Below are 1,375 nucleotides of genomic sequence, written 5' to 3' on the forward strand. Positions count from 1 at the left end.
GGCGTCAGCCCCAGGCGACGCTTCCAGAGCCGGAAGGAACTCTTGGCCAGCCCCTTCTGTTCACAGAACACCTGCTGTGACAGCCCGCTGCTGGCTTGCTCCTCGATCCAGGCTTGCCACTGCTCGGCTGAGTGGCGTTTGTTGCGTCTTGCAGGCATCGGAACTGACTCCCCGTCGTTGGATGACGGGGGTAGCGTAGGGGGTCAGGCGGCTTCAAGAAATGACGCGCCGGAATGGCCGCTTACTTCTCATCTAGATTGTCGCGTGACTCTCATCCTGATTATCGCTCTATAATCAGGTGATCGATCAGGTGGCGTGCTACCACGGGAAGAGACTCGTAACTTCGCATACCTATGACCGTTTCTCTGAGTGCCCAGTCGTCGGCTAACGGAATCAACTTTAATCGAAGGTCGTGGAGGTCACGGTAGAGCGTATGCCGGGGGAGCACCCCGATCCCCATGCCGTGGTGGATCATGCGGCAGATGGCGTCGAAGCTGCGCACCTGGATGCACATACGCAGGGGGCGGCCGGCCTTACTCGCGTGTTCTTGTAGCAGTGACTGAAGCGAGGTGTCTTGCTGTAGCCCGATGAAATCGTGCTCAGTGGCTTCGTGAAGGAAAAGACGTTCTCGGTTAGACAATGGGTGAGACTCAGGGGTCACCAGCACTAGCTGGTCGTTGCGATAGGGCACCACCTCTAGGCCGTCGGCGCCGACATGCCCGGCAAATATTCCTAGATCGGCGACCCCATCCCGTACCGCAGCAATGGCCTCGTCGCTGGTCCGCTCCTGGATGTCAAGTTTGATCTGAGGGTATCTCTCTACAAAGGCGCTAAGGTCTTGGGGAAGAAAGGCGATGATCGCCGAGGTATTGGAATGAATGCGAACGTGACCGCGCGCCCCCTCACCGTACTCGCTTAGTTCTGCTTCCAGGCGAGAAAAATCCTCAAGAATGCGGCGGGCATGGTGCAGGAAGGAATGGCCGGCTGGGGTCAGCTCAACACCGCGGGATCGCCGATAGAGAAGCTTGGTACTGAGTTGCAGTTCTAGATCGCTTACCCGCTTGCTGACAGCAGCCAGGGCCAGATGTTCACGCTCTGCAGCTGCAGTCAAGCTCCCTTCTCTTGCGATGGTGACAACAAGCCTCAGGGTTACAAAGTCGAAATGGTACATGGCTTCTAGGCTCCACGTGAGTAAATAAATAACCTGAATCCGTGACCCCAAAGCCCAAGTCTTCCCTATCGTATGTGACGTCAACTACTTTGACCGGTCGGCGACAATTAAAATGGCCGGTTGGGTGGGGGTGTTGTCGTCAGTCTGACGACCCGGTCTTTCCTCCCTGTAATTGACGTTGATAGGCGCGTTTCCGGTAGCTCT

The 1,375-nt window shown here is 56.8% G+C and carries 1 protein-coding gene; it reads right to left on the bottom strand.

Annotated elements, in window-relative coordinates:
- Positions 1 to 280: 280 nt before the first annotated feature.
- Entirely contained in the window at positions 281 to 1,171 is an 891-nt protein-coding gene (locus OP498_RS18345) for a LysR substrate-binding domain-containing protein (RefSeq protein WP_280554794.1), read from the bottom strand.
- Positions 1,172 to 1,375 lie beyond the last annotated feature (204 nt).

Origin of the sequence: Halomonas sp. 25-S5, assembly GCF_029889845.1 — a bacterium.
Taxonomy (GTDB): Bacteria; Pseudomonadota; Gammaproteobacteria; order Pseudomonadales; family Halomonadaceae; genus Halomonas.

Coding starts and splice junctions, on each gene's coding strand:
- OP498_RS18345 (WP_280554794.1), bottom strand. CDS start 1,171: ATGTACCATTTCGACTTTGTAACCCTGAGGCTTGTTGTCACCATCGCA.